The following is a 26,960-nucleotide window of genomic DNA, read 5'->3' as shown; positions in this document are numbered from 1 at the left end:
CCCCAACACAGGCATGGACGACGTCAGTCGTTGGCTGCCCCGCCTCGCCTGAACCTGTAACGATTCGCATCGAATAGGATACAGAACGTGACTCAAGAACGTGACCTGCTGGCGTGGACGCTGAAGAGCGAGCGTCCGGAACCTGCTGGCTACCTGAAGGTGCGCTGCCGCACATACACCCAGCCCAACGGCAAGGACTCCGACTGGGACATCCTGCAAGGCCCCCGGACTGTCGCCCTGGTGGCGTTCACCGAAGACGGCCAGGGCATTCTCGTCCGGCAGTACCGCCCCGGCCCGGGCAAGGTCCTGGCCGAGCTCCCCGGCGGCCTGGTCGGGTCCGACGAGGACGTGGTGGCCGCCGGGATCCGGGAGCTGCTCGAGGAGACCGGTTTCCAGGCGGGGAGGGCCGAGGTCGTCATGCAGACCTTCCTGGCGTCGTACGCCACCCACGTCCGGTACGCGGTGCTGGCCCGGGACTGCCGCAAGGTCGCCGAGCCGACCCCGGACGCGGAGGAGTTCGTCGAGCCGGTGACCCTGCCGCAGGACGAGTACGTGGCCCATATCCTCGGCGGTCAGTACACCGACGCGGACATGGGCCTGGCCGGACTCGTGGCGGCGGGCCTGCTCAAGCAGACAGGTTGAACGCCGGGCCCCCCAGGGCCCGGGTGAGGTGTTCGACGACCGGGACCGGCGCCTCGATGTAGAGGCGGGTGGCGGGTTCGGTTCCCGAGGCGCGTACGGCGATCCGGCCGTGCGCGCCGTCGTCGTAGACGACCGGATCGCCGGAGTGGTCGGCCCGCCAGCCCGGCAGCAGCTTCGGCAGCTGGTGCAGCACGTCGGTCAGTGTCTCGGGCACGGTGTGCACGAGCTGGGTGTGCGGGTGCGCGCGCCGTACGTCGTCGACCGCGTCGTCCAGGGCTTCCAAGGTCGGGAATGCGTGCAGGACGGCGGTCAGGGCGGCGAGGCTGTCGCGCTCGAAGTAGCCGCAGCCGCCGCTGACATGGACGAGGGCGCCGTTGGGTTCCAGGCCGAGTGTGGGCTTGGGGTTGTTCTGCCAGGCGGTGACGATGTGCTTGAACCCGACGGGCGTCTCGGTGACCCGCAGCCCGGGGCGGGCCCGCTTGGCTGCCCGTACCGCCATGCGCGGGGCGACCGCCGTGGTGATGAGTCGGTCGACCGGCAGGCCCGCATACAGCAGGGCGGCGGCCTGCTCGGGGCTGCCGATGTAGCCGGAGCGGCGGGTGAACAGGACGAGCCGGTCGCCGTCGCCGTCGGTCATCGCCAGCAGCGTCGGACCGGTCTCCTGTTCCATGAGCTCGCGGGCGGTCTGTTCGGCCTGGGGGCGGGGGACGGGGTCGGGGGTGCGGCCGGCGAAAAAGGGCAGCGGGCGTGCCCGGCGGACCCGGACCGCGCCGAGGTGGCCGGCCAGGGCTCCGACAGCGCCGTGGGCGGCGTCAAGGAGCACGTCGGCGTCGAAGTGGGCGGCGGCTTCGTCAAGAGCGGCGCCGGTAGCTGCGGCGTACGGGGCGAGGACTTCGATGGCTCGGTGGCTGCGCTGGGGCAGGCGGCCCGGGTCGAGGACGGCGTCGGGCGGCGGCTGCGGCCACACGATGCCGTGCCCGGCGGCGTTGCGGAGCTTCATGCCGATGTAGCCGGGTGGGTTGTGGCTGGCGGTGATGATGACGGCCGCGCTCAGATCGGCGTCCTGGTGGACGAGCCATCCGCAGGCGGGGGTGGGGGCAGGGGTGGAGGTCAGGTGCGCGGTGATGCCGTGCTCGGCCAGGAGGTCGGCGGCGAGCCGGGCGAGTTCGGGGGCGCCGGCGCGGCCGTCATAGCCGACCAGGACGTTCTCGCCGAGCACGTCGCGCTCGGCGCAATGGTCGAGGGCAGCCAGCAGGTGCGGCTCGGCGAAGCCGGGACCGGGCAGGCCGCGCCAGCCGTCGGTGGTGGCGGGAGTGGAGGACATGCGGCGGATCTCCTGAAAGGTGTCAACGGGCGGGGAGCATCAGGGGCTTGAGGTCACCGGGCGGGCGCGGGGCATGGGAGGTGGCCAGCCACCCGTCGAGGCGCGCGGGCAGGGTGCGGGCGAGGTTGCGGCCCGCCGGGTCGCGGGCTTCTCCGCCCGCGGCGTGGACAGCCAGCGCGGCGGCGGCGTAGTCCCAGGGCGCCGCGCTGCCGCGGGCGGCGGGAAGGTAGGCGGCGGCCCGGGCACGGCCGAGCGCCACGAGGACCATCTTGACGCTGGCCGTGGGCACGGCGGCCACAGGCCGGCTGGGGAGCAGCCGGGCGGCCAGGTCGGTGTGGCGGGGGCTGGTCAGCACGGTGTCTGGATCGAAGGAGGGCAGGCGGCTGACGTCTCCGGTGACGGCCAGTTCGGCTCCGGTGGTGCTCACCCGCACCTGGTAGGCGGGCAGGTCCACGATCGCCTGGACCGGCCGCCCGGAGCGGACCAGGCAGACGGCGATCGCGAAGGCCGGATTGCCCTCCAGGAAGGGGACGGTGCCGTCGAGCGGGTCGACCAAGACACAGTTCTCGGGGACGTGGCCGATGCTCTCGCGTCCTTCCTCGGCGATGACCGGCAGGCCGGGCCATGCCTGCTCCAGCGCGGTGGTGATCAAGTCCTGGATACGTAGGTCGAGTTCGGTGACGGGCTCCATGCCGCCGTGGACGCTGTGCTTGAACCGGACGAGCTCCGGGCCGCTCTGAAACGCTTCGATCTCGGAGGCCGCCCGGTCCAGTACCGGGTCGAGCACGGCGCCGAGTGATGGGCCCTCCTCCAGCGGGAGGAGATCGGCGGTGGTCACGTGCGAGCTCCTTCGGCCATCGAAGGAACGGGGTCGGAATGGATCGGCATGGCCGCGGTCAGCGGCGGCAGAGCTTGTGGGGTCAGCCACAGATCCCGCAGGCGCAGCAGATCCTCCGGCCGGCTCTTGGGGGTGTGCCAGAGGAGCGCGGTGGGCGGGAGATTCTCATGGGCCCAGGTCATGAAGTGCCCACGCAAAAAGGTGGCCTCCGTCAGCAGTGAGCCGGACAGCAGCAGGGTGTAATCCGTGCCGGTGGTGATGCCGGTGGCCCGGCACACCGCGGCGGCACCGGCGGCCAGTTCGTCGGCGGCGTTCTCCACGAGCCGTCCGGCCACTGCGTCACCGTCCTCAGCGGCCTCCAGGACGTGCTGGGCGAAGGTCGCGACGAGCGGCTTGGCACCCTCCTCCCGGTAGACGTGGAAGAAGAGATGCTCGCCCAAGTCACCACCGGTGCAGTCCGACTCGGCGCACCACGCTTGAGCCAGGCCGGTCAGGACGGTGCCGGGGCCCCGTCCGTCCAGGGCGCGGACGACGGCACGCAGCCCCGCGACGGCTAGGTCGTGGCCTCCGCCTTCGTCGGAGAGCAGCCACTCCAGCCCAGAAGAACGGGCCCAGCGGGCGCCGTTGCGGGCGGCGAACCCGGTGCCGGTGCCGCATGCTGCTACGCACACCGGGCCCGGCGCGGACAGCAGAAGCGGGGTGAGGTCGTTGGTGACCAGCACCGGCCCGGCCATCGGCCCGACGAGGGCAAGGGCGCGACGTATCAGGGCGGCGAAGTCCCCGGCCGCCGCTCGAGTGGAGGCGGCACCGTGCGCGGCCACAACCCCGAGGGGGGCTGTGGTCGGGTTGTCCCAGACCTGGCCGATGAGGTCGACGAGGGTGTGGACGGCGCGCTCCTCGCCGACCGACCGGGGGCTGGTGGACGGGCCCTCGGCAGTCGTGAGGACGGTGTCGCCGGTGGCGGTGGCCGCCCAGGTGTGGCTGCCGCCTCCTTCGAGGAGCAGCCAGGCCGGGGGAGGAGGTGGCGAGGTCACGGGCGGGCCGCCAGGTCGTTGAGGGCCTTGTCGAAGGCGGGGCGGTCTATGTCGTCGGTGATGGTGCAGTGACCGGGCTGGTGCGGCAGGACGAGGTGAAGGGGCCCGTTACGGATTCGGCGCACTGTGGACATGCCGTCCCATACCGCGTCCCGCAAGCTGTCCGGGATGACTGCCGGCAGCCGATAGGCGGCCAGCAGGTTCAGGACGCGCTCACGGTCCTCAAGCTCGGTCTCGCCGCTGAGGTAGGCGTGCGCGGCGGCGACTGCGGTGCCGGCGGCGACGGCTTCGCCGTGCAGAACCCGGTACCCGGTGGCTGCCTCGTAGGGATGTCCGACGCAGTGCCCGAGGTTCAGTAGTCGTCGAAGATCCTTTTGCTCAAACGGGTCCGGGGCGAGTAGCAGCAGCTTCGCGGCCACGGCTTCGCGCACGATCTCGGTCAGCACCTGGCCGTGCGGTAGCGGCCTGGCGGACCTTTCCAACGTGGCGAAGAGCTCCGGATTGCTGATCAACGCGACCTTGATCACTTCGGCGAGTCCGGCCCGGATGTGCCGGATGGGGAGAGTGGAAGTCAGCGACGGGTCGATGTAGACCCCGACGGGGTGGTGGAAGGCGCCGAGCAGGTTCTTCGCCGCGCCATAATCAATGCCGCCCTTGCCGCCGATTGCGGCGTCAACCTGGGCCAGGACCGTGGTGGGCACCAGCGCGTACGGCGCCCCCCGCATGTAGAGGGCCGCGGCGGCCGTCACCAGGTCGCACACCACGCCGCCCCCGACCCCCAGGAGCAGCGTGCGCCGGGTCGTCCCGTGCTGGTGCAGGGCGCGGATCAGGTTGTTCAGGCCTTCGGGGGACTTACTGTGCTCTCCGGCCGGGACCGGCAGGGTGCGGAACCGCAGCCCGGTGCTCACCACGGCGGCGGTGATGGCGCCCAGGTGGTGCTCGGCCGCGCCTGTGTCGATCACGATGACGATCTCCGGAGCCTCCAACTGGGCAGCGAGCGTGCCGAGATGGCCGCTCAGCCCCTCGGTGGCGAGTTCTTCGGCCAGGTGGATGCGGTAGGTGTCGGAGCGGTGGGCGGTGACGGTGAAGATGTCGTCGGCGGCGTCGACGGCCAGCCGGGACGAGGAGGCCGAGGTGCTCACGCGTGCTCCTTGCGGATGCGGTCGGCGATCGCGTCGGTGGTCAAGTTGGCAGCCTCGTACAGGGCGGCCTGGGGCCATCCGGCGATGCCATAGGTGTCCACGCCGATGCGGGCCTCGCCGATTCCGCCGCGGGCGTGGGACAGGAGGTTGCCGAGCACGGAGGACGGCGCGTTGTGGACGCTGACCGCGGAGGCGTGGGCGGGGATCAGCTCCAGCAGGCGGCCGGGGGTAAGTGCGGCGAAGCGCGTGGGGCTGACGATCTCCAGGACGCGGACTCGCCGGGCGTCACGGTCGGAAAGAATCTCCGCAGCGTCGATGGCGCGCTCGCGCAGGGCGCCGGCCGTCAGGATGACGAGGTCGGGCTCGGGGTCGTCGACGAGCGTGAACACGCCCTCGTGCAGCGGACGGGCGGCGAGATCTTCCAGCGTGTGCCGTACGGGTACCGCCTCATGGGGCAGCCGCAGGTAGGCGGGCTGGCCCGAGGACAGGGCCTCCAGAGCGAGGAGCTTGGCGGTGTTGATGTCGGCGGCCTCGAAGACTTCCAGGTCGCCGATGGCCAGGAGAGCGGCGAGGCAGCCGTCGGACTGGACCATCGGGCCGAGCGGGTCGCCGAGGCCGCCGGAGGTGCCGACCAGCAGGACCGGCACCTTGGGGAAGGCGATCGACTCGCGGATCTGGTCGAGCATCCGCCAGTAGAACCCCTCCATGGAGAACAGCACCGGCCACAGGCCGGAGCTCGCGGCGCCGGCCGCGAGGGAGGCGGCGTCCTGCTCGGCGATCGCGCACTGCAGGACGTCCGCGTCCGGGGTGTGCCAGTCCCACGAGCCGACCTCGTCCATCCGGGGGAGGAGGCCGGAGTTGCGGATGGCGTCGGGGGCCATCCACAGCATCGGCAGGCCGGCCAGTTCGACGGCCAGTTCGCCGCCGAGCGCCTTCTTCGCCACCACGGCCGTACCGGGCTCGTAGCCCGTCACCCTCGACAGCAGCTCCGCCCGGCTGGGGCGAGTGGGCGGCACGGTCGCTGGGGCGGCTTGCCCGCGCCGGCGAAGCGCCGCGTCGGGGAAGTACCGGTCGATGGCCTCCAGCGCCGCGTCGATCAGCCCGGCGGTGTCCCAGTCGGGCAGGTGCTCGGCAGCCACGTCCGCGCTGAGGGTGTTGGACCCCTCGACCTCGGCGGCCAGGCCGTAACCCTTGATCGTGTTCAGGATGATCGCCGTCGGCCGGTCACTGTCCTCGCGCAGCGCCGCGGTGATGGCACCGAGGTCGTGGCCGTCGACCGCGATCGTGCGCCAGCCGAAGCCCTCCCAGCGCGCCGCCCACTGCTCGCGCGGCAACTTGATGACGCTGCCGGAGCCGTTGGCGTCCACGAGCGCGACGAGGTTGCGCAGTCCCAGCCGGTCGGCGGTCATCGCCGCCTCCCACACCTGGCCCTCGGTGCACTCCCCGTCGCCCAGGAGCACGAAGGTCCGTGTGGCGCGGCCCGCGCGATGGTCGGCCAGCGCCAGACCCACGCCGTAGGACAGTCCTTGGCCCAGCGCCCCGGTGCTCATTTCCATGCCCGGGACCGCGCCGCGTACCGGCATCCGTGGCACGGGGTGCCCGACCTGCCCGAAGCCGGCCGCCTGCTGCCAGGTCGTTCCGGGCATCGCACCGAGCGCCCACAGCGCCCCGTACCAGGGTGCGGCCGCGTGTCCCTTGGAGTAGATCAGGCGGTCCTTGTCCGGGCCGGCGTCGGCGAGGGCCGTGGTGCCGGAGAAGAACAGCGAGGTGATGGCCTCGGTGGCGGAGGAGGCGCCGCCGGGGTGCTTGTTCGCGGCGAAGACGAAGGCCCGCAGGCCCATTGCGATGGTGCTCAGCTCCGTGGTGGTCGGCGTGTTGCTGGGGGGATTCATGGCAGGTCAGTCCTCTTCTACGTACGCAACGGGGATCCGGTCAGCTGCCGGACGGGGACGGGTTGGTCAGTCGGGAGCGGTCGAGCTTGCCGCTGGAGTTCGTGCGGGGCAGTGCGTCGACCGTGAGGAAGCGGGCCGGTACGGCGGCCGCCGGGAGGTCCTGGAGGAGGGCGGCGCGCAGCCCTCCGGGGATCGCGGCGCATCCGGGGTCGAGAACCAGATGGGCGGTCAGACGTGGCGCGCCGCCGTCGGCGTCCGCCTGGGCCGTGACGGCCGCCTGGTGGATGCCGGGCTGCGCTTCGAGGACGGCTTCGACGGCGTGCAGGTGGACTCGCACGCCGTAGATCTTGACCTGGTCGTCCCGACGGCCGTGGAAGTGCAGCAGGCCGTCGGCGTCCAGGTGCCCGAGGTCGCCGGTGCGGTAGATGACCTCGCCGTCGGGTCCGAAGGTGAACCGGGCATCTTCTTCTTCGCTGGCGCGGAGGTAGCCGCTGGTGCCGTACATGGTGCGCAGCACGATCTCGCCGGGTGCACCGGGAGGGACCCGTGTGCCTGGGGGGTCCTCCGCCCAGGCCTCGCTGCCGGGGATCGGGCGGCCCAGCGGCTGGATGCCCGGTACCGGGTCTTCGACGCGGTGCCAGCACCGGATGAGGGTGGTCTCGGTCGGCCCGTACTGGTTGATGATCTCGCCCCGGTAGTCCAGGTGCGTCCGCCAGCGGGCGACCAGGGTGTCGGTGAGCGGCTCCCCGCTGAACAGCACCGCCCTCAGCAGCGGTAGCTGGAGGCGTTCGTCGGTTGCACGGAGCCAGGCGCGGGCGACGGTGGGGACCGCGTGCAGCAGCGTGATCCGGTTGTCGGCGAGCCACGCCAGGGCCTGGCCGGGTGGCAGGGGCGCGGGCGGGGGAAGGCAGAGGGTGGCGCCTGCGGACAGCGGAAGCAGGACTTCGCGCAGGGTGACGTCGAATCCCACGCCGGCCAGATGCCCGATCCGGTCACCGGGCTGCACGTGGAGAGCGGTGCGGAGCCACGTGAGGAAGTGCGCGAGGCTGCGATGGCGGCCCAGGATGGCCTTGGGCTGACCGGTGCTGCCGGAGGTGAAGAACACGTAGCCCGGTTCCTCGGGCTGCGGTGGCTCCCCCTGGGGAAGCCCCCCGCCGGGGCCGAGTTGACCACTGTCCAGCAGCAGGACGGTCGCACCATCCGCTGTAGGGACGCGGGTGCCGTCGAGCGCGAGGACAAGATCGGCGCCGGCCAGGCTTACCATCCTCGCGCTCTGCACCGGCGCCAGCCCGGGGTCGAGAGGCAGGAGCACATTCCGCGTCGCCAGCACCGCCACCCAGGCCGCGACGGTCGCGAAGCCGCGGGGCCCCGTCACAGCGACGACCCGGCCGGGGCCGGGCAACGGCGCCTGCAGGGCGGTGGCGATGGCTCCGGCGGCGGCTTCGAGTTCGCCGTAGGTCCACGTCCGGCCGCCTTGGACGACGGCGGGTGCCAGCGGGGTCGTGGCGCACCAGCGGGCTATCTGCTCGGCGACGCCCGGCCACGGCCGCCCGGTCAGACGTGCCCGGGCGTTCACCGTGTGCCTCCGAAGGGGGCGTAGTCCAGCAGCGCCTGGAGGGCTTGCTCGCCCGTCCCGACGACCTCCGCCTCGATGTGGGACCCGGCCGAGACGCGCCCGCCGGGGAGGATGACGGATGCCGTCACGAGCGCTCCGGGGCCGATCTCGGCATTCGCCCCGATGACGGAGGGGCCGACGACGTTCGTGTCGGCGCCGATCCGGGCCCCGGGCCCGATAACTACCTGGTCATCGACCTTGGCGCCGTCACCTATGAGCGGGGCCGGGCCGGACAACGGGCGCGGTGCGGCGGGCGTGAGCCCGCGTACGGCTTCCTGATTGCCGGTCAGCAGCTTCGCCGGGGTGCCGATGTCTCGCAGGTACACTCCGGCGCCGGCGTCGAACAGGCCAAGCGGCAGCTCAAGGCCGGTCAGGCGAGGGAGGACTTCGCTGGAGAAGTCGCAGAACCGGCCCTCGGGTATGTGAGCGAAGACCGCCGGGTCGACGAGCCATGCCCCGGTGGACCCCAGCCGCGTCCCGGGACCGGGCCGCGGCTTGAACGCGTACGCGGCAGCGCGTCCCGGCTCGTCAGGGTCCGGGACCAAGACATCTCCCTGCCACACCTGCCCGTCCCGGGGCACCGCCGCCACCGTCACCGCTGCACCCGTCCGGGCGTGATGGGCGATCAGGGTGCGCAAGTCGACGCCGGAGATGATGTCCGCAGGCACGATCACGGCCGGCGCTCCGGCGAAGAACGCTGCCTGATCTCGCAGGCAGCCACCCGTGCCCAGTGGCATGTGCTCGGGAAGCCAGGTCACCGGTGTGCCCGCGACGGTGCGCGTGCCGAAGGCCTGCTCGTACAGGGCCAGGGAGTTGCTGGGCACGATGACGCCGATCTCCTCGATGTCCGCGGTGTCGACGTGGTCCATCACCCAGGCGAGCACCGGGCGGTTGGCCACCGGAGCGAAGGGTTTGGGCAGAGCGGGCGTCCACCGGCCGAGCCGGCTGCCTTGGCCGGCGGCCAGTACCAGCGCCTTCATCCTGATGTCCTTCTCTGCAGGTCATGCCGCGCGATGGAGAGCGCGACTCGGGGAGTTAGCGGGTGATCCGGGCAGTCGCCGGCGCGTGGGCGGCGGAGGAACACAGCGTCGAGAACTCCTGCACCAGCGCCCGGACCTGTGCCGGGACGAGGAGGTCTGTGCGGTATGTCAGCGCTCCGGACAGTCCGCCTCCGGCATCCGGTGCAAGGCCGACGCTGATGTGCCGCCGGGCACTGCGAGCCCCTGGCACGGACACCAAGCGCAGCGGCTCTCCGGCCAGCGTCAGGCCGGTCAGCGTCGGGATCGCGTTCACGGAGAACTTGATGTTCGCCATGTCCGGTCGGCCGAGGTCGAACAGAACCTTCTCCAGGTGCAGTTCGCGGTGAGGGTCTCCCGCGCGCCAGCGGTCTCGGACGTGCCCGATCAGGTCCCCGACGGTCCGCAGCTCCGTCAGAGCGGTGCGGGTGAAGCGGCCGTTGACGAAGAACCCGGCGATGTTCTCGCTCCCGGGTCGTGTCCGGCTGGCCGTGGCGCTGGCCACCAGGACGTCCGACGTTCCGGCCCACCGGCCGACCGCGAGGTGGAACAGGCTCAGGAGTACCTCGAAGAGGGAAGCGCCCATCATCTGGCCGGCAGTGCGCAGCGCCTGGGCATGCTCGGCGTGGACAGCGAGGGGGAGCCGCGCGGCCGGTCCGGCGGCCGGGACTTCGCCTCGCGGGCCGGGCAGCGGCACTCCGCCTAAGGGATACCCCTCTGCCGTCCGGCGCCAGTGGCCGAGGTGACGCTCGTACGCGGGGCCCGAAAGGTGCCGGCGTTGCCAGCGCGCGTAGTCGGAGTAGGCCAGGGCGGGGTCACCCCCGGCATCCGGATCGTCGTACAGGACGGCCAGGTCGCGTAGGAGCAGGCCCCACGACCAGGGGTCCATGACCATCTGATGGGCGACCAGCGCCAGGACACGCTGCGATCCGGAACCGATCACGGCGAACCGGGCGAGCGGATCGTCCAGATTGACCACGGACGCCGCCGCCCACAGCTTCGTGGCGGCCACCGCATCGTCCGGGCACATAGCGCGCAACGGCTCCAGCTCCAGCTCCGCGGCGCCGGTGGCCTCCTGCCGGGCGAGCTCGCCGGCGCCGGTGATCCGAGTTGTCAGGGCAGGGTGCCGGATCGCGAGACGGGTGAGGGCTGCCGCGAGCCGTCCTTCGTCGACACTGTCCGGGAGCTCCACGGCGTAGGCGACCTGGTAACGGTGGTCCGCACCTATGTGGTTCATCACCCGCAGCAGCCCCTCCTGCTGGAAGGACAGCGGGTGTGCCCCCGCCCGCCTCTGCGGATCGATCAGGGCCAGTCCGCCTTCGGCGGCCGCCGCCAGCGCCCGTACGGCCTCTTCGAGGCGGGGGTTCTCGTAGAGCCACAGCACGGGGATTTCGGAACCGGTCGCCGCAGCAACTTCGCTGGCCGCCGCGAGAGCAGCGAGGGAGTCTCCGCCGCAGGCGAAGAAGTCGTCATCGTCGGTGAAGTTGCCACCGTTCAGGCTGTGCGCCCACGCTCGCCGGACGACAGCGGCGAACTCGCTCGGTGCGGCAGAACTATCGTCCGCCATCATCCACCCCTCGGCCCGGAATTCTGGAACGGCGCTCGGATCAATCAAGCCCGTGTGACGTGTGTGAGGCGCCGGGCCCCTGGGCACCGGCGTCGCCGAGCAGTTCACCCCAGCGGGCTGTAGCGCCACCAGCGGTCCAGGTGTCGCGATCCGCGCGCTACGTGCTGCGCCACTCATGCGGAGCGGGGCGCGGACGAGTCAGGCGACAGCTGGTCGTGGAGTTCTCCGCTGAAGTCGCGTACGGCCCGGAGCTCGGGGTAGCGCAGCTGCAGCCGGTGTTCAAGGTGCTCGCTACGTCGCCGTACGGAGTCGACGATGCGGTTGCCGGCGAGGGCGTGGCGAGCGGCGGCCACGGCTTGTTCCGGGTCGCCGAGGGCCGTGTGTGCCAATGCCAGGTCGAGGTGGGCGATGGCCAGCCGGGTCGGTGCCAGCTGAGGGCGCGGCATTGCCTGGTAGCACTCGATGGCTATTTGGGCAGCGGTGACCGCTTCCTGATGGTCGCCGAGCCAGATGCGTGAGGAGGCCTCGTAGGAGGCGAGGACGGCGGCGTCGAGACCGAACAGGCCGCTGCGATGAAGCGGCAACTGCTCGCTGTGAGGCCGGACTCGCGTCATGACGTCGGTGAAGGCCGAGTGGTTGTTCAACCGGGCGTTTACGCGCGCCAGTTGAGCAGTGAGTCGCAACGCGATGCGCGCTTGCGGCGGCGCCACGGACAGCCCGCGTGTCGCGGCGGCGAAGGCATCGTAGGGGCGCCCGGCATAGAGCGAATGCGTGCACCGCACGTCCTCGGACCAGGCGCACACGTCGAGCGCCTCGGCCTCCATCCCTTGGGCCCAGGCGTCGTCGCAGTAGGCCTGCACCAGGTCGTTCTCCCCAAGGTCGTGGGCAACCCAGGCGAGGATGATCGACAGCATCCCGGCGTGCCGGGTCAGATCACGCCCCTCTCGCAGTGTGTGCCGACAGTGCGTGAGGAGGCTGTGAGCCCGCTTCCGGTAGCGGTCCACCTCCACCCACAATTCACCGAGGGGCTTGGTCGAGTAGCTGGCGGCGAGCTGGTGTACGGACAGTTCGAGGTCCTCGAGGTCTCCAGGCTTGAGGTCTGTTGTTGCTGCCGTCCGCGCGTAGGTGCGTGCTTCCTCAGGCGTGGCTCCCAACGCAGTGAGATCTGGCATGCCGCTCGGAAGACCAGCTGCCTCTTTGAAACCGAGGTCTGTGGGTGTCAGTGGGCGGGTAAGACCCAGGGTCTTAGTGAGGATCGCCGCGATATAGCGGGGGACAGGCTTTTGAGGCTGCTCACCGTCATTGACCCAGTGACCGACCCGCTGTCGACTGGTGGATATGTGGTTGCTCCAACCCTGGCGGTAGTCCTCAGCCTCAGCCATTTGGTTGATCTCAATCGCCAAATGGCCGTACGACATGCCCGAGCGCCGGATGGCTTCCTTGAGTAGGTAGTTGGGCGCTTTAGTTCGCTGGCGGGCTGGCTTGAGCGTGCTGCCGCTGGGGGCGCGCGCGGCGCCGGTTCTGCGACGGGAGATGGTTGGCGGCTGCTCGAACGAGGGACCGGCCATGACGGGCTCCGACGGGGTCTAGTGGCGTAGAGGCAAGGAGAAGTCAGATGCAGGGCGCGGGCTTGGCTGTGGTGGACGAGGGAGCGGCGTTCCAGGCGATGTAGACGCCGAAGACCCGGACGATGTTGACGGACTGGGCAGCGTCGGAGACCGCGGTCAACGGGGTGATACCATCCGCCATCCGCCGCACCGCCTCGGTCTGCCATCCCTCTGGAAGACGGGAAAGGCGGCTCACGAGGTCTTGTTTTCGCTCGCCTGCCAGCAGCCATCGGTCGTTGCTCGGCTTCGGCAGCGTGCCGTTGGAGGCCGCCGCCTCGGCGTGGCGTAGGGCTTCGTCGAGCGAGGGCAGCGTGGGAGCAGGATCGGCTCGCCAGCTGTATCTCCGGTCCGGCGACAGCGTTTCGAGGACCTCGTCCTGCCAGGCGGGGGGAAGCGCGCGGAGCCGCTGCCACTGGTGCACTGCCTCGATCGCCTTCCGAGATCTGTCGCTGATGAGGCTGGTGCTGCCTTGCAGGTCGCCCACGAGGGCGGCGGAGTACGCCGCCTCGGTACGGAATTCGTCCACGCGGGACTGCCAGAAGTCGGGCCCCAGGCGGCTGCGCGGCTCGGAGTGCACCCGGTATCCGACGGACAGGGCGTGGAGCACCGCGGCCTGGTCGTGCGCCGCGAGGGACTCGAACGCACCGGACCAGTTCCAGTCGTCCCACAGAAGGTGCGCGGCGCGGTCGGCAGCCTCGGCTACGTCTGCCCAGCTCATAGCGCGCCAGCCGTCCAGCACGCCCAGCGCCGCGGCGACCCCGGCCGAGGGGTGTCCCTCGCGGGTAGCGGTCTTGTCCAGCAAGGTCACTCCTGTGGTGGTGATGCGAGGTGCCCACGGCCACGCATCGGGCCCGGAGGGGCTGCTCACGTGAGCCGGATGCGTGGCCTGGCGGGCGTTCTACGCTGCTGCGCGGTTGAGGATCTCTGCGAGGCGTCCGGCGTTCATCCGGATCCGCAGGATGTGGTGGTCGGACAGGTCGGCGTCGACCTTGATCACGTCGACCTCGTCCACCGCGGGCAGCAGTTCGGGGGTGGCGTAGGCGCGGTCGATCCGGCTGTCGGGCCCGTGGGTGTCGCAGGCGTTCACGGTGCGGGAGACTGCGGCCGGGGTGCCGTTCTGGGTGGCTGCCCAGTAGCGGGCCACGTCCTCGAGTCCCGCCGTGCGCAGAGCGGCATCGGGGCGGGTGTCCGGCACTCGGGCGCCGTCCGGGCCGGGGTAGGAGCGGTGGAGGCGGTGCGGAGCGTTCTTGATGGCGAGCAGTTCCGGCAGCGCCGGGTCCCCGTCGGCGCCGGGGGCCGGGAAAGAGTTGTTGTCGCCGGCGAAGACCGCGGGCAGGGTGACGCGCGTGCCGTTGGGTGTGGTCCACCCTCTGTCGGCCCAGGTGGTCAGCCACTCGGCTTCCAGCAGGCGCTGGGTGGGGCTCGCGTAGTTGAGGTGGTACGACACGGCGATGAAGGGGAGTGCGTCGGCGCCGGCTTCCTCGTAGCGGAGGGTGAGGGCGGTGGGCGGCAGTACGAACTGGGGGCCCCGGCCCTGCGTCCAGTCCCGGACGACGGAGAACCGCCGGGGGTTGATGAACACGGCGGTGCAGGAGCCGTCGCCGAGTTCGCCGTGCATGCCGAGCGTGCGGGCCTGCGCGTTGAATACCGTGCGGCCGTTTTCGTCGGCGTCCCAGAGCTCCTGGCGGAAGACGAGGTCGGGGTTGAGCGATTTGAGCAGCTCGTCACCGGCCTGCCGTCGGGCCGGGTCCTTCTTGCCGTTGTTCTCGAAATTCCAGCTGAGCAGGGTCAGGGGTGCGGTGCTCATGCGTGAGTCATTCCTTCCGGGCTGGTGGTTGACGGGGCGCCCGCGTTTGCGGAGTGGGTAAGGGCCGAGCTGGGAGGGAGCGAGGCGAACTCACGCCGAAGGGCCTCAGCCAACTTGCGGCGTGACAGAACGACTTCGACCGCGTGATGGTCCGAGAGCCCCGTGGTGTCCAGAACGCGCACCGCGAGGACCGCCTGCACCGTCCTGGGGTCGACGTAGATCCGGTCGATGCGTCGCCCGCCGCCTTGGCCTTCGGCTGCGTGTCCGGCGGTCGAGTCCAGCGCGTCGGCCATCCCCAGCTCGTGGGCGGCGTATCGGGCTGGATCGTGCAGACCGCATCCCATCAGGGTGTCGTCGAGGTACGTGCAGCTGACGCGGGTTCCGCCGGGCCCGGCGTTGGTGCGGTGCCGGATGTGGACCCGGTCCGTGATGTCCGGGCTCGCCCAGTCGATGTCCGCGACCGTCTCGCCATGGGCAAGGGGATACTCGTTGCAGTCCCCGCCGCCGATGAACGCTGTCCCCTTCTTCATCTTGTCGGCGAGGGCCGTGAGTTCCTCGGCTTCGCGTTCCCGTCCGCGGGGCGAGTTGAAGGCGGCGTGCCACGAGGTGACGACCACGTCGACTTCCGGAACCTCGGCGAGCTGGGTGACGACGATGGTGGGCGGCGTCCGCCAGTACCGCAGTTGCTCCAGGCGCTGGGCCTGCGGGAAAGTCTCGGGGCGCAGGAAGAGGGCGGTGGGGTTGCGGCCCGACCCGTTCGGGCTGAGGAAGCCCCTCATCCCGAGGATGCCCTCTGCCGCGCGGAGGCGGCGTTGGTCGTGGAGGTGGCTGTAGGTGGCTTCCTGGCGGAGGATCACGTCGGGGCGTCGGGGCGCGAGAAGCTCTTCGTGGGCAGCCCGCCACCTGTGCGGGTGCTCCCCGTTCTCGTGGTCTTCTCCGCCGTCCTTCTCCAGGTTGAGGGTGATGATTCGCACGACCGGCTCGTCGTACTCGTCGAGCGCCGCAGGTGTGGGCAAGGGTCCTCCTTGTGGTCCGTCGTGGAGCAGGGGGTGGAGCTTTGGCGGTCAGGCCGTCGCGCCAGCGGGGGGCTCGGGTACGGGGGCGCGCCGGTTGTCGTGCGGCTGATATGTCGCGGCGGGCCGGTGCAGGATCGTGCGCAGTTCCCCGACGTCGAACTCGGCTCGCAGGGGCAGATGGTCGGACAGCCGACGCAGGTCGGGGGAGTCGCAGACGGTGAAGCGGGTCAGGGCGGGGGCAAGTTCCGCGCTGAGGTATCCGCGGTCGATGCAGTACCTGGGGCCTGGCGGCCGGCCGGGGTGGTCGCGGTAGCCGGAGGACGCGTTCAGCGCGTCGGGCTGGTCAAGGTGCTGCGCCGCGTGGCGAGCCATCTCGACATATCCGGCCGCGAGCAGCTCGCGGTCCGGCCGGTCGTCGGTATGGCGGCGGCCGGCCTCGTGGTACGTGCGGTTCGCCACGAAGGCGTGATCCGTGTAGCCGTCCCAGGGGCCGCCCTCCCCGGTGCGGTAGCTGTTCCAGTCCCAGAAGTGGACGGCGAGCCAGCCGGGCTTGGCCAGGGTGGAGCACCACTTCGCCTCGGTCAGCCGGTGCTCGGGGGACCAGTAGCAGGCGTGCCCGCTTACGCAGCTGATCTGGCGGGGGCTGAGTGTGCCGTCGTCGTCGCGCAGTTTCACCGCGATGTTGGCGGGGGCGTGCCACGGTGCCCAGCTCTGCTCGTACTCCTCCACGAAGGCGAGCGAACCGCCGCGCTTGAGGAAGATGGCGTTGTCGTTGTTGCTGCCCGGTCGGTGGACGGCGATGTACCCGTCCATGGCCAGGCGCTCGGCTTGGGCGTCGAACTGTCCGGGCTGGACCTCCTGCTGGAAGAGGATGTCCGGGGCCTGTTGCTGGACCCAGGAAGCGGCCTCCTCCCAGTTGATGCCCTTCTCCACATTCCAGTTCAGCGCGGTGATGGTGGTTGCGTTCATGCCGCGTGCCTTTCGGACAGGGGGCTGGGCTCCGCAGTTGCGGAGATCGATAAGGAGCCGAGCGGCCCGTGGCGCTTGCGCAGGTGGCGGGCCTGATCGGCGTACGGCGGCAGGCCGACACTGGCCCTGCGGGTATCGAGCTGCGCGGGGTCGGCGATCCGATGCGGTTCGAGCTCGCCGTCGTCGCGGTACCAGTGCTGCGTGCCGTACACCTGGGGTTGCCCGGCGTTGACGAGGCAGCGGTCGTGCAGGTGAGCGAGCTGGGCGCTCGTGGCTTCACCGGATTGCACGGCCGTCTGGAGTAGGCGCAGAAGCCTCTGCTGGAAGGCCGGGTCGTGGTCGCAGTGCACCGCGAGAGTCACGGCCGCCTGGCAGGCCTTCTCACCCACGGTGCTGCGGCCCGGCCACCGTCCCAAGCGCTCCACGATCCGGTGCAGCCCGGCGGCGTTGTCCTGCTGGGTCTGATGGTCGGCCACGAGGGCCTCCGGCGTCATGCGGACCCGTTCGGCTCCGGGCGTGCGCCACTGCTCTCTGGTGGCTTCTGCCCGGCTCAGCAGCTCGCTGGCGAACGCGACGTGATTCGCCCCGGGCTCGTGCGGCCCGCTCACTGTGCCACCGGTCCGGAGGCAACTGTCCGCCTACGGCCGCGCTTCGTGGCCCCGGCCTCGCTCAGCAGGGAGTGGATGGCGCCGTAGGACCGGTTCGTCGTCTCGCAGATCTCGCGGATCGTGACTTTGCGATCCGGGGTGCGATACGCGGCCACGACCTTCGTCGCGAAGTCTTCTCTCTCGGCCCCGGTGAGCTTCTTGCCCTTCTCGATAGAGGGGAGATCCAGGGGGCTGGAGGGTGGGTTCGGCTTCGGGGCCTGCGTCGTCATCGCTGCTCCATGCGTTCTCGGTGATGTCACAGGAGGGTTTCCTCGCAGGCGAGGGCGAGCCCGGCGTGCAGGGCTCGCAGTTGGTGGAGCATCGCCTCGTACTCCTGGTCGTCGTCGCTGATGTCGACGCGGGAGGCGGCGACGATGCCGTGGATCTCTCGTTGCCGAAGTGCAGTGAGCCGTCGGGCCAGTTGGGGGCGCATGGCCGGGTCGGTGGGCCCCGTGTGGTCGATGGCGCGGATTGCCACGGTCCACTGCCGCCTGGTGGCCAGGGCCTGCACGACGGCGAGCCGGGGAGTCGGATCCTGCTCGGGGTTGACGAGCACATAGAGACCGAACCGCTTCTCCCCCTGGACGTTCCGAAGGGCCGTCTCGAGCTGGACCCGTCGCAGCGAGCTCAGTTGCCGGTTGGCGGCGGACGACGGCTGAGTCATGGCCCTCACGCCGTGCCCCCGACCGGCCGGAGCCCTCGGGCCCAGCGGCCGTGCTGGGCCTCGTGGCGTGCGGGGGTGCTGAAGGTGGCGAACGGGCCGGCATCGCCGAAGCCCGGAAGCGGCGCCCGCCAGGTGAGCAGAAGACGCGCCAACGCCACCGATATGCGTAGCCAGAGGTCGCCGCTCAGCGGAGGGAGAACCTTCACGCCGCCACCCCCACCGCGGCGAACGTACGCGCGAGGGTGAGGGCCGTGTCCAGCAGCCCGACGTGGGAGAACGCCTGCGGAAAGTTGCCGACCTGGCGCTTGCGCTTGGAGTCATACTCCTCGGCGAGCAGTCCCAGGTCGTTGCGCAGCCCGAGGAGCCGTTCGAAGAGTTCACGGGCTTCGTCGAGACGTCCGATCATGGCGAGGTCGTCGGCGAGCCAGAAGCTGCAGGCGAGGAAGGCGCCCTCGTCGCCGTGCAGGCCGTCGGTCCCTACCTCGTCACCTGCGGTGGCGTAGCGCAGGACGAAGCCGTCGGGGGTCGTCAGGTCGCGCTGGATGGCTTCGATCGTGCCGATGACCCGAGGGTCGTCCGGGGGCAGGAAGCCCATCTGCGGGATGAGCAGGGTCGCGGCGTCGAGCTCCTTGGAACCGTAGGACTGGGTGAAGGTGTTGCGTTCCGCGTCGAAGCCGCGCTCGCAGACGTCACGGTGGATCGTCTCGCGCAGGGTCCTCCATCGCTCCAGCGGGCCGTCCACGGCTCCGGACTCGATCAGCTGCACTGTGCGGTCCACGGCCACCCAGGCCATGACCTTGGAGTGCACATGGTGGCGACGCGGGCCGCGGCCTTCCCAGATCCCCTCGTCCGGCTCCATCCAGTGCTGCTCCAGGAAGTGGATCAGCTTGATCTGGAGGTGGTCGGCGGGGCCGGCGGGCAGTCCGGCCTGGCGGGCGCGGTGGAGGGTTTCAGCGACTTCGCCGTACACGTCCAGCTGGAGTTGGCCGGCGGCTTCGTTGCCGATGCGCACCGGCAACGAGTCCTCGTATCCGCCCAGCCAGTCCAACTCGCTCTCCGGAAGCTGGCGTTCACCGGCGATCCCATACATGATCTGGAGCTTCTCCGGGTCGCCGGCCACTGCCCGGACGAGCCACCCCGCCCAGTCACGGGCCTCGGCCCGGTAGCCGGTGCGCAGCAGCGAGGAGAGGGCGATGGCGGCGTCGCGCAGCCAGCAGAACCGGTAGTCCCAGTTGCGGCTGCCGCCCAGGTCCTCGGGCAGGGAGGTGGTCGGGGCGGCGACGATGCCGCCGGTCGGGGCGTAGGTCAGCGCCTTCAGCGTGATCAGTGAGCGGACCACGGCCTCGCGGTACGGGCCCTCGTAGATGCACTGGCCCACCCAGTCCGTCCAGAACTCCTCCGTCACCTTCAACGCCTCCTCGGCGTCCGGTGCAGGAGGCGGGCTCAGATGGGAGGGGTGCCAGGTGAGGGTGAAGGTGACGCGTTCTCCCTCGGTGACGGTGAAGTCGGAGCAGGTCGTCAGGTCCTCGCCGTACGTGGGAGCCGTGGTGTCAAGCCACACCCCGTTCGGTCCGGCGACGGCCTGGGTGCGATCGCCCCAGGTCTCCACCCAGGGGACGACGGATCCGTAGTCCATACGCAACCGGAGCCGGGAGGCCATGGGCACTCGGCCGCTCATCCCCTCGACAATGCGGACGAGTTGCGGTGCGCCGTCCTCCCGGGGCGGCATGAAGTCGATGACCTTCACGATGCCCGAGCCGGTGACCCACCGGGTCTCGAGGACGAGGGTGTCCTCGCGGTAGCGGCGGTCGGTGGACACCGGGCTCGTCTCTCCGGCCGGGCCGATGCGCCAGAAGCCATTGTCCTCGTCGCCGAGCAGGTTCGCGAAGATCGCGGGGGAGTCGAAGCGGGGCAAGCAGGCCCATTCGACCGTCCCGTCGCTGCCGATCAGGGCGGCGGTCTGCATGTCGCTGACGAGTCCGAAGTCCTCGATACGCCGGGTGGCCAACATAGAAGTTCCGTTCGGTGCGGGTGCACGCAGGCCGCGGGGGACGGGCCGGGCGTGCCGGGGTGTGATGTCGGGTGGGTGGTGCTGAGCCCCGGTGCGCGGGCTCGGACGGCGGGCCGTGGTCAGACCGGCGCGGCGCGGGCCGCGGCCGCCGTGGTGCCGGCCGCCTGGTGGGCGTCGGCGAGCGTCGCGTGGAGGTCGATCACGTTCGCCAGGCCGGTCAGGCGCAGGATCTTGGCCATCACGCCGGAGTCGACGATGCGGAGGGCTCGCTGGGGAGACTGTTCCAGTTGCTGCATCGACCTGATCAGCGCGCCGATGCAGGTCGAGTCGAAGTACGTGACGTCCCGCGTCACGAGGATCAGGTCCCCGTCGTCTTCGCCGATCACCTGTGCCAGATGCGTGCGCAGGCTCGGCGCCTCGTAGACGAAGAACTCGCCTCCGAGCGTGAGAACGGTGTGCGGACGGCGCTGTGTGTAGGTCAGCCAGGCGTGCCCGAGGCGGACCGTCTGCGGTTCTTGGTCCGGCTCAGCCATGGCGCCTGCCGACCAGTGCGTCGTGAGGGTGAAGGCGGTCGTGCCCCTCCCCGTCGCCGGTCGGGAGGGTGGTCGTGTCCTGTTCGGCGTCGTAGAGCTTGAGGATCACCTGACGAGCGACGACTCGGTTCATGCGGCTGTCGTCGAACAGGACGAGCTGGTCCTCCTGGGGAGGCGCCGACGGGGAGTAGACGGTGCCTTTGACGCCGATCGGCTCGGCCACCCGGGCGCGAACGGCGATGAACCCCTCGCGCAGGACGCGGCAGAAGCGCAGAGCTCGGTGCGCATCCGGCACGCACATCGGAGGGGTGGCCGTGATGATGTCGCGTGGAAAGGTCAGTTGCTCGGTGCCGGCGTCGGCGTTCAGCAGCCAGAGCATCCCGCGTTCGTTCACATCCGCGTCGCCGGAGCAGCCGCCGCATCTGGGCGGCTGTCTCATGACGTGCCGCTGCCGTTCGGGGTGATGCTCGGACCAGCGCTGTCCGCCGGTCTGTGTTCCCTCCCACCGTTCCCACAGGTATCCGTCGACGCACCGGTCGCTGGGCTGCTCGTCGGCGTAGCGGACTCGGCCGTGTGCGTCGAAGAGGACCTCGACGTCGCTGATGGATTCGTCCGCATAGGGAGCGATGAAGAGCTGGTTTTCCGCACGCCCGCGGTCAACGGCGGGGGCCTTGTGTGCGGCGGTGGGGAGGGCGAGGTGCGGCACGTGCTTCTCCTGGGAGGCGGGGAGGCCACCGGGCGAGGGGATCTCAGCCGGGGCAGGGACGGCTTGCTGCGAGCGGTGTCAGGTCAGGGCAGTGGGAGCCGGGCCGGGTGAGAGCACGGCGGAGAGCCGTTGCGACCACTGGCCCTTGCTCTGGCCGAACGCGACCTCGGCGAGGCGCAGCAGCTGGATGTCCGAGGTTCCGGCGGGGGCGAAGATGTGGTGTGCGTCGCGCAGGTAGCGGCCGATGGGTACGTCGGCCAGCAGCCCAGCTGCGGCGTGGATCTCCATCGCGGCCCGGGCGGAGTCCAGGGCCAGTTCCACGTTGATCAGCTTGGCGTTCATCAGCTCGGCGTCGCAGGCCGCACCGGTGTCCAGGAGGCGGGCGGCGTGGTAGGCGGTGAGCCTGGCTGTCATCACGCGCGACTGGATCTGCCCGATCTTGATCTTGATGTTGGGCAGGTGGTGCAGCTGGTTGTCGTAGCGGACGCGTTCGCTGGCGAAGGTCGTCGTCTGTTCCAGGATCGCCTGGTGGATGCCGAGAGCGACCGCGGTGAGGTTGGGGCGCCCGTACAGCACGCTGGAGGAGTAGGCGACGTCCCGGCCCTCTCCCTCCCGGCCGAGGCGGTTGCCGACCGGTATTCGGCAGTCGTTGAAGTGCAGCTCGCCGAAGCTGAAGCCGTGGAGTCCGAGGGTCCGGCCCAGTGGGGGCAGGGTCAGGCCGGGACGGTCCGCTTCGACGAGGAACGCGGTGAGCCCTGTTGAGCCTTCGCCGGTGCGGGCGACGACCCCGTGGAGATGCCCGATGTGGGAGTTGCCGATGTAGATCTTGCGGCCGTTGAGAACGTAGTGACGCCCCTCGCGGCGAGCCGTCATCTGCATGCCCAGCACATGACTGCCGGCTTCGGGTTCGGTGACGGCGATGGTCGGCAGGCACGACCCGTCGGCGATCTTGGGGAGCCAGTCGCGCTTCTGCCGTTCACTACCGAAGTGGATGATCTTCGCGACGCCGAGCTGGGAGGCCTGGACCACGGCGCCCATGGCGCCGCTGATCCTGGACAGCTCCTCGATGATGAGGGTCTTGGCGAGGTGGCCGGCGCCCATGCCGCCGTAGTCCTTGTCGACGGTGACACCGATCCACCCCTGCCGGGCGATGGCCGCCGCGAGCTCTGTTTCCACCGCGCCGGTGCGCTCCATGTCCGCCACGCGCGGTGCGACCTTGGACTCCGCGAAGGCACGCACCTGCGCACGGAGTTGATGGTGGCGCTCTTCGAGATAGGCATCGGACACTGTGGGCTCCCCTCCCTGTTGATCGCTTGTGACGTACGGCGGCGCGGGTTCGGGCTACGGCTGGATGCCGGCCCGCTGGTACAGGAAGTTCATGACGTCGTCGCGGCGCTGCTTGATCAGGGCGAGGGACTCCCGCCCGGTGCTCAAGTCCCGTTCCACAGGGCCCACGAAGCACACGGTGCCGAGCACTGTGTCGCCGTGAAGGAGGGGAGCGCCGGCGTAGGTGCGAATTCCGATCAGGTCGACGACGGTGTTCCCGGCGAACCGCGGGGAGGAGAAGACGTCCGGTAGGACCAGGGCCTTCTTGCGGTCGACGACCTCGGGGCAGAAGCCGTGGTCGAGGGGCATGCTGCGGCCGACGGTCGGCAGCTCGCTGTCGTCCCCGGGCGTGTGGAGTCCGAAGAACTGCTGCTGGTCCCCGAAGATGTTGACCATGGCGTAGGGGACGCCTGCCTCTTGGGCCAGCTGTGTGGCGAACGCGTCGAGTTCCGGCTCGGGGCCGGTCAGGCCGAGGGCGCGCAGTACGGCGTCCCGTTCGGTTTGCGACGTGCCCACTTGGGGGGTGTCCGTGGGGAAGGTCATGTGAGGGCTCCAGAGGTGAGGTGACGGCGGCGCCGGAGACTGTGCTCGACGAGGCGGATCAGAACAGTCATGGCGGACTTGCGATCGCGGACATCGCAGGAGAGGACCGGGACTTCAGGGCCGAGCTCAAGCGCCTGCCGTACTTCGGCAGGCGTGTAGCGGTACGCGTTGTCGAACTCGTTGACGGCGACGATGAACGGCGTCTTGAGCTGCTCGAAGTAGCTGACCGCGGCGAAGGAGTCCTCAAGGCGCCGGGTGTCTGCCAGGACGACCGCGCCGACCGCGCCGTATGAGAGGTCGGGCCAGGCGGGCCAGAAGCGCTCCTGTCCTGGCGTGCCGAACAGGAAAAGGATCATGGGGCGGGGCGGCTCGTCGAACGTGATCCGGCCGAAGTCCATGGCCACGGTGGTGGTGGTCTTCTCCGCCACGCCGGTCAGGTCGTCGATGTCCCGGCCGGCGTCGGTAAGGACTTCCTCCGTCATCAGCGGCTCTATCTCGCTGACTGTGGCGACCATCGTGGTTTTGCCGACGCCGAAGCCGCCGGCCACCACGATCTTCAGCTCCGCCACGGGGAGCGCCGCGCCCCCAGGCTCAGAGCCGAGTGTGTAGGCCATGAAGAAGTGCCTCCAGTAGGTGTACGTCGGGATCGGCTCCGGCGCCGACGGGGTTGGCCCTGGCCAACGCGTCGCAGTCGAGAAGGTCCCCGATCAGGACCTTCACCACTTGCACGGGCTGGTGCGTCCGGGCGGCGAGTTCCGCGACGGAGCGGGGGACGCCGCTGCAGTGCAGCAGCAGCGCCTCCCCTTCGGGACTGGGGTGGGCCGTCCCGGGGGCGGCCGGTCGGGTGATCAGGCAGGTGGTGAGATGCAGCGTGTGGTGCGAGCGGGTGCGGCCTCCGGTGATCGTGTAGGGACGGACATCCGCTAATGAGCTGTCGGCCCAACCGCCGGCCTCCACGTCACAGCCCCTGCCCGCTGAACGAGTTGGGCCGGGCCGCCACGACCAGGTGCTCGTCCAGGCCTCGGATGAAGACCTCCATCTCGTAGCCGACCTGGCCGGGGTCCGCCGTGGGCGCGGTCACGACGGCCAGGACAGTGTTCACCGCCTTGTTGTCGGTGAACTCGGCGCCGGCGCTCATCACGAAGAGGCTGCCGCCGTCGTGTTCCACGACGACCTGGCGGATGCCGCCCTGCGTGTCCTTGAACTGCTGGCGCCCGAGCGAATACAGCCCGGAGATGACGGCCGCGAGGTTGTCGGCGTCGTCGATCGGCTGTTCGGTCCAGGCCAGCTTCAGCCCGTCACCCGAAGCGAGGAGGGCGCGGGCCGTCCCGGGTGCCTTGTCGAGAAGCCCGGCGAGCAGTCCGCTCAACTGGTCTCGGGCAGATGTGGCAGAGGTCGGGAAGCCGTCGCTTTGCATGGAGGTCTCCTGGTCAGGGGTGGGGAGGGCTGGACGAAGGGTGTCTCAAACGGCGGGTGGCTGAGACTCGGGGGAGTCTCCAGACGGTCTGCGGGAGCGGAAGTTCGCCATCAGCCCGCTGGTGGCACGTCCCGCCGGTGCTTGTTGAACCAGAGGCGGGATACGCGTCTCGGCCTCGCCGCGCCGGGGCAGTTGCGGTCGGCTTCCGTTCTGACCCGGAGAGGCCGCAGGGGCGCTGTCGCCCTGCAGAGCAGGCCGGATACGCCGAGGCAGCTCAGCGGTGTCATCCGGGTGAGGCATCGTGTGCTCCCGTCGCGCTGGGCCGGGCGTGTGCGCGGAAGGACGTGGATTTTGAGGAGGGGGCTTGGGCGAGGGCTGCCGGTCGGCGGAGACGAGCAGTTCCCTGGGGAGGACCACGACGGCCTGGGTCCCACCGACGATGTTGGGCCCCAGCTGAATGGTGATCTTGTGGCGTTTCGCGAGGAGGGCAGCGACCAGGAGTCCGATCTTGCCTTCGCGCAGGCGGGCGCGAGGGTCCTCGCTCTCCGGCGCGGCCAGCAGGCGGTTGAGGGTTTCCCGCTTGTGCTGTGACATGCCGGCGCCGCGGTCGAGCAGTTCGATGGCTATCCCGTCGGCGGCCTCATGGGTGTGGACCTCTACTCGGTCACTCGAGAAGCCGGTCGCGTTCTCCATCAGGGCAGCGAGCAGGTGCACCACGTTCGGGCTGACGTATCCCGGCAGTGCGGCAGCCGTGTGCGGGGACGAGGCCACGCGCACGCGGTGATACTCGGGGATCTCCGCGACGGCGCGCCGGATTGCGGTGGCCAATACCACAGGTGCGCTGTCACGGGGAGGGGTGTTTCCGCCCAGGACAGCGAGGCTCTCGACCGCGCGCCGGATCTGGGTCAGCAGGTGATCGACCCGGAACAGCTCGGCCATCAGTTCCGGGTCCTCGATGTCCCTTTCGACCTCGGAGATGACGGTGATGCTGCGGTTGACCAGACTCTGCAAACGCGGCGAGATCGACTTGAAGATCTCGGCGAGCTCCGCCTGCGCGTTGAGGTGTTGGTGCTGGCGGGTCGCGGCCAGCAACACCGTCTTCCACGCCTCGTCGAAGGCCTCGTCCAACAGGACAACAGCGTCAGCGCACGGATTTCCGGTGCGTGACGGGGCAGGGGTCGGCGAGAAGTTGGTGTACGCGGTGCCTTGCTCAGCTTGCTCCGCTGCCCAGCGGACGTGCTGCCTGCCTCTACCGATGGCGGTGATGACCTCATTCAGAGCCTGGCGAGCGGCGTCTCGCTCCCCGCGGACTTCCCCTATCCGGGTCAGGCCGCGGCGCGCACGAAGTGACCGTGCTCCGGTCCACCACAACGTGCAGGCGGCTGCGGCGACAGCTGTTGCGATGCCGAGCGAGGTGGGCAGTACGTCGAGCCCATCGAGCAGCCAGCCACCGGCCACCACCGCTCCCGTGAGAACGCTCCCCGTGAACGCCGGCGGAAGTGCCACGCTGTCACTGGAGTGAGCGCGGTGACGTCGGCTGGGGAGCATCGCGACCTGGGTTGTGTGATCAGACATGGCACATCTCCCGAGTCCGAAGTCCCATCGGCTGGTGGGCGACGTTCCGCATCCGGGCACGCATCAGGCTGAGGGCGTCGTGTAGTACGACCGCGTTAGTCGTCGGATCGGTCAGCGACCGAGGTGGTGCGACCCAGAAGCGGTTGTGGCAGAGCGTCTGTGGCCCCTGGGGCGAACACTGGAGTGACGGCCCGGGCTCGCATGACGAGTGCGCGGCTCTCCACACGTCGGCGGTACCGGAGGTGACCGGCACGAGCAGCCGGCGGTGCGTTATGCAGCACAGCAAGGGGCCGACCCGGTTCCCGCAGTCGATCATCTCGTCGAATGCGGCCATACCGAGGCCCATGCTGACGCGTACGACATCGAGCGCGAGCGGCAGCGTGAAAGGCGGCGGGGCCTCGCCGAATTGCAGACGCCATGGGTGGCGAGTGCTCAGTAGGGGGGTCATCAGTTCTCCGGTGGGGACGGTGGTGACCGTCAGGTTGGTGAGGGCCGCTCTGGTGCCGCGCCGTAGCGAGGGAGGCCAGCGCGGCACCAGAACGGGGACGTGACGTCGCGCGGGCTATGGGCGCGCCGCTGCGACGGCCGGAACGGACTCGCGAGGAAGCGAGATCCGGCCGGATGGTCGCTCGAATGGAGGAGGCCAGCATCCCGGCTCCGGACCGTGCCCCCCGTGTCTGGCAAGGGGCACCATGGAGCAATCAGGTTCCCCCCGGCCGGCCGGATCACGCAGACCGTAAAACTGGTGGCACAGGGCCGGTTGGCAGAATGGCGGAGGCATGTCGCCCCATTCGACGATGGGGCCCCTGTGCGACACCTTCTCGAACCCCGGAAGCCCTCCCAGCGCGGCTACGGTTTGGCGAGCGAAAACCTCTTCGACCATGTGCAGCTGGCCGCCCTGTCGCGTAGCTCCAGTGGGCACGGCAAGCAGCGGGGCCCGGAAGAGAGTCACTGCCACCGCGCCACGAAGCAACTCGGAGTTGATGAGGTGCCGAGCCCACAACTCGTAGTCGTAGCCCTGCTCCGGGGGGAGGAGCCGAGGCGCGGGAACCTGGCGAGAGGGGCCCAT

General features: G+C 70.2%; 28 protein-coding genes. 1 reads left to right on the top strand and 27 read right to left on the bottom strand.

Going from position 1 to position 26,960, the window contains the following annotated elements:
• Positions 1-87: 87 nt before the first annotated feature.
• Complete coding sequence (locus OG413_RS40485; protein WP_266814631.1) at positions 88-642, top strand: NUDIX hydrolase; 555 nt, start codon at positions 88-90, stop codon at positions 640-642.
• On the opposite strand, the gene OG413_RS40480 is transcribed toward OG413_RS40485, so the two are convergent.
• The 27 genes from OG413_RS40480 to OG413_RS40350 form a co-directional block, all read right to left on the bottom strand.
• Positions 626-1,966: a hypothetical protein gene (locus OG413_RS40480; RefSeq protein WP_266814630.1), complete on the bottom strand. Its 1,341-nt coding sequence runs from the start codon at positions 1,964-1,966 to the stop codon at positions 626-628. The genes OG413_RS40485 and OG413_RS40480 overlap by 17 nt on opposite strands.
• 22 nt (positions 1,967-1,988) lie before the next feature.
• A complete protein-coding gene (locus tag OG413_RS40475) occupies positions 1,989-2,804 on the bottom strand; it encodes an inositol monophosphatase family protein (protein WP_266814629.1) in 816 nt (271 codons plus the stop codon).
• Positions 2,801-3,838: an N-acetylglucosamine kinase gene (locus OG413_RS40470; RefSeq protein WP_266814627.1), complete on the bottom strand. Its 1,038-nt coding sequence runs from the start codon at positions 3,836-3,838 to the stop codon at positions 2,801-2,803. Before OG413_RS40470 ends, OG413_RS40475 begins: the two co-directional genes overlap by 4 nt.
• Positions 3,835-4,980 carry a 3-dehydroquinate synthase gene (locus OG413_RS40465; protein ID WP_266814625.1) on the bottom strand — a complete coding sequence of 382 codons (1,146 nt, stop codon included), beginning with the start codon at positions 4,978-4,980 and terminating at the stop codon, positions 3,835-3,837. The genes OG413_RS40470 and OG413_RS40465 overlap by 4 nt, the downstream gene beginning before the upstream one ends.
• Positions 4,977-6,872: a thiamine pyrophosphate-dependent enzyme gene (locus tag OG413_RS40460; RefSeq protein WP_266814623.1), complete on the bottom strand. Its 1,896-nt coding sequence runs from the start codon at positions 6,870-6,872 to the stop codon at positions 4,977-4,979. The genes OG413_RS40465 and OG413_RS40460 overlap by 4 nt, the downstream gene beginning before the upstream one ends.
• A 40-nt stretch (positions 6,873-6,912) precedes the next feature.
• Positions 6,913-8,448 (bottom strand): amino acid adenylation domain-containing protein, encoded by a 1,536-nt coding sequence (locus OG413_RS40455; RefSeq protein ID WP_266814621.1) that lies wholly within the window; start codon positions 8,446-8,448, stop codon positions 6,913-6,915.
• Positions 8,445-9,467 carry an NDP-sugar synthase gene (locus OG413_RS40450; protein ID WP_266814620.1) on the bottom strand — a complete coding sequence of 341 codons (1,023 nt, stop codon included), beginning with the start codon at positions 9,465-9,467 and terminating at the stop codon, positions 8,445-8,447. Before OG413_RS40450 ends, OG413_RS40455 begins: the two co-directional genes overlap by 4 nt.
• 55 nt (positions 9,468-9,522) lie before the next feature.
• Positions 9,523-11,073 carry a condensation domain-containing protein gene (locus OG413_RS40445; protein WP_266814618.1) on the bottom strand — a complete coding sequence of 517 codons (1,551 nt, stop codon included), beginning with the start codon at positions 11,071-11,073 and terminating at the stop codon, positions 9,523-9,525.
• A gap of 170 nt (positions 11,074-11,243) precedes the next feature.
• Entirely contained in the window at positions 11,244-12,638 is a 1,395-nt protein-coding gene (locus tag OG413_RS40440) for a hypothetical protein (RefSeq protein ID WP_266814616.1), read from the bottom strand.
• A gap of 43 nt (positions 12,639-12,681) precedes the next feature.
• A complete protein-coding gene (locus OG413_RS40435) occupies positions 12,682-13,479 on the bottom strand; it encodes a hypothetical protein (RefSeq protein ID WP_266814614.1) in 798 nt (265 codons plus the stop codon).
• 96 nt (positions 13,480-13,575) lie between these two features.
• Positions 13,576-14,484 carry an endonuclease/exonuclease/phosphatase family protein gene (locus OG413_RS40430; protein WP_266814612.1) on the bottom strand — a complete coding sequence of 303 codons (909 nt, stop codon included), beginning with the start codon at positions 14,482-14,484 and terminating at the stop codon, positions 13,576-13,578.
• Entirely contained in the window at positions 14,481-15,500 is a 1,020-nt protein-coding gene (locus tag OG413_RS40425; RefSeq protein WP_266814610.1) for an endonuclease/exonuclease/phosphatase family protein, read from the bottom strand. Before OG413_RS40425 ends, OG413_RS40430 begins: the two co-directional genes overlap by 4 nt.
• A gap of 48 nt (positions 15,501-15,548) precedes the next feature.
• Positions 15,549-16,469 carry a hypothetical protein gene (locus OG413_RS40420; RefSeq protein WP_266814609.1) on the bottom strand — a complete coding sequence of 307 codons (921 nt, stop codon included), beginning with the start codon at positions 16,467-16,469 and terminating at the stop codon, positions 15,549-15,551.
• Positions 16,466-17,077, bottom strand: a complete 612-nt coding sequence (locus OG413_RS40415) for a DUF6624 domain-containing protein (protein ID WP_266814607.1) — start codon at positions 17,075-17,077, stop codon at positions 16,466-16,468. Before OG413_RS40415 ends, OG413_RS40420 begins: the two co-directional genes overlap by 4 nt.
• Positions 17,074-17,346 (bottom strand): helix-turn-helix domain-containing protein, encoded by a 273-nt coding sequence (locus OG413_RS40410; protein ID WP_266814605.1) that lies wholly within the window; start codon positions 17,344-17,346, stop codon positions 17,074-17,076. The genes OG413_RS40415 and OG413_RS40410 overlap by 4 nt, the downstream gene beginning before the upstream one ends.
• A 26-nt stretch (positions 17,347-17,372) precedes the next feature.
• Entirely contained in the window at positions 17,373-17,780 is a 408-nt protein-coding gene (locus tag OG413_RS40405; protein ID WP_266814603.1) for a hypothetical protein, read from the bottom strand.
• A 5-nt stretch (positions 17,781-17,785) separates the two neighbouring features.
• Positions 17,786-17,986 carry a hypothetical protein gene (locus tag OG413_RS40400; RefSeq protein ID WP_266814601.1) on the bottom strand — a complete coding sequence of 67 codons (201 nt, stop codon included), beginning with the start codon at positions 17,984-17,986 and terminating at the stop codon, positions 17,786-17,788.
• Positions 17,983-19,791 (bottom strand): glycoside hydrolase family 15 protein, encoded by a 1,809-nt coding sequence (locus tag OG413_RS40395; protein WP_266814599.1) that lies wholly within the window; start codon positions 19,789-19,791, stop codon positions 17,983-17,985. The genes OG413_RS40400 and OG413_RS40395 overlap by 4 nt, the downstream gene beginning before the upstream one ends.
• A 119-nt stretch (positions 19,792-19,910) precedes the next feature.
• Complete coding sequence (locus OG413_RS40390) at positions 19,911-20,324, bottom strand: STAS domain-containing protein (RefSeq protein ID WP_266814597.1); 414 nt, start codon at positions 20,322-20,324, stop codon at positions 19,911-19,913.
• Positions 20,317-21,030: a hypothetical protein gene (locus tag OG413_RS40385; RefSeq protein WP_266814595.1), complete on the bottom strand. Its 714-nt coding sequence runs from the start codon at positions 21,028-21,030 to the stop codon at positions 20,317-20,319. Before OG413_RS40385 ends, OG413_RS40390 begins: the two co-directional genes overlap by 8 nt.
• Positions 21,031-21,108: 78 nt before the next feature.
• Positions 21,109-22,317 (bottom strand): acyl-CoA dehydrogenase family protein, encoded by a 1,209-nt coding sequence (locus tag OG413_RS40380; protein ID WP_266814593.1) that lies wholly within the window; start codon positions 22,315-22,317, stop codon positions 21,109-21,111.
• A 54-nt stretch (positions 22,318-22,371) separates the two neighbouring features.
• Complete coding sequence (locus OG413_RS40375; protein WP_266814591.1) at positions 22,372-22,899, bottom strand: GAF domain-containing protein; 528 nt, start codon at positions 22,897-22,899, stop codon at positions 22,372-22,374.
• Complete coding sequence (locus OG413_RS40370; RefSeq protein ID WP_266814590.1) at positions 22,896-23,513, bottom strand: ATP/GTP-binding protein; 618 nt, start codon at positions 23,511-23,513, stop codon at positions 22,896-22,898. Before OG413_RS40370 ends, OG413_RS40375 begins: the two co-directional genes overlap by 4 nt.
• The gene (locus tag OG413_RS40365) at positions 23,491-23,856 is read right to left on the bottom strand and encodes a DUF742 domain-containing protein (protein WP_266814589.1); all 366 of its coding nucleotides are present in this window, start codon (positions 23,854-23,856) and stop codon (positions 23,491-23,493) included. The genes OG413_RS40370 and OG413_RS40365 overlap by 23 nt, the downstream gene beginning before the upstream one ends.
• A 1-nt stretch (position 23,857) precedes the next feature.
• Positions 23,858-24,316 (bottom strand): roadblock/LC7 domain-containing protein, encoded by a 459-nt coding sequence (locus tag OG413_RS40360; protein WP_266814588.1) that lies wholly within the window; start codon positions 24,314-24,316, stop codon positions 23,858-23,860.
• A 45-nt stretch (positions 24,317-24,361) separates the two neighbouring features.
• The gene (locus tag OG413_RS40355) at positions 24,362-25,891 is read right to left on the bottom strand and encodes an ATP-binding protein (protein WP_266814586.1); all 1,530 of its coding nucleotides are present in this window, start codon (positions 25,889-25,891) and stop codon (positions 24,362-24,364) included.
• A gap of 562 nt (positions 25,892-26,453) precedes the next feature.
• Positions 26,454-26,960, bottom strand: coding sequence for a DUF6302 family protein (locus OG413_RS40350; protein WP_266814984.1), 507 nt, complete (start codon positions 26,958-26,960; stop codon positions 26,454-26,456).

Source organism: Streptomyces sp. NBC_01433, from assembly GCF_026340105.1.
In the GTDB taxonomy this organism is placed as follows: domain Bacteria; phylum Actinomycetota; class Actinomycetes; order Streptomycetales; family Streptomycetaceae; genus Streptomyces.
The sequence above is the reverse complement of the archived record's forward strand: the minus strand, read 5'-3'. Positions and strand labels throughout refer to the sequence as shown.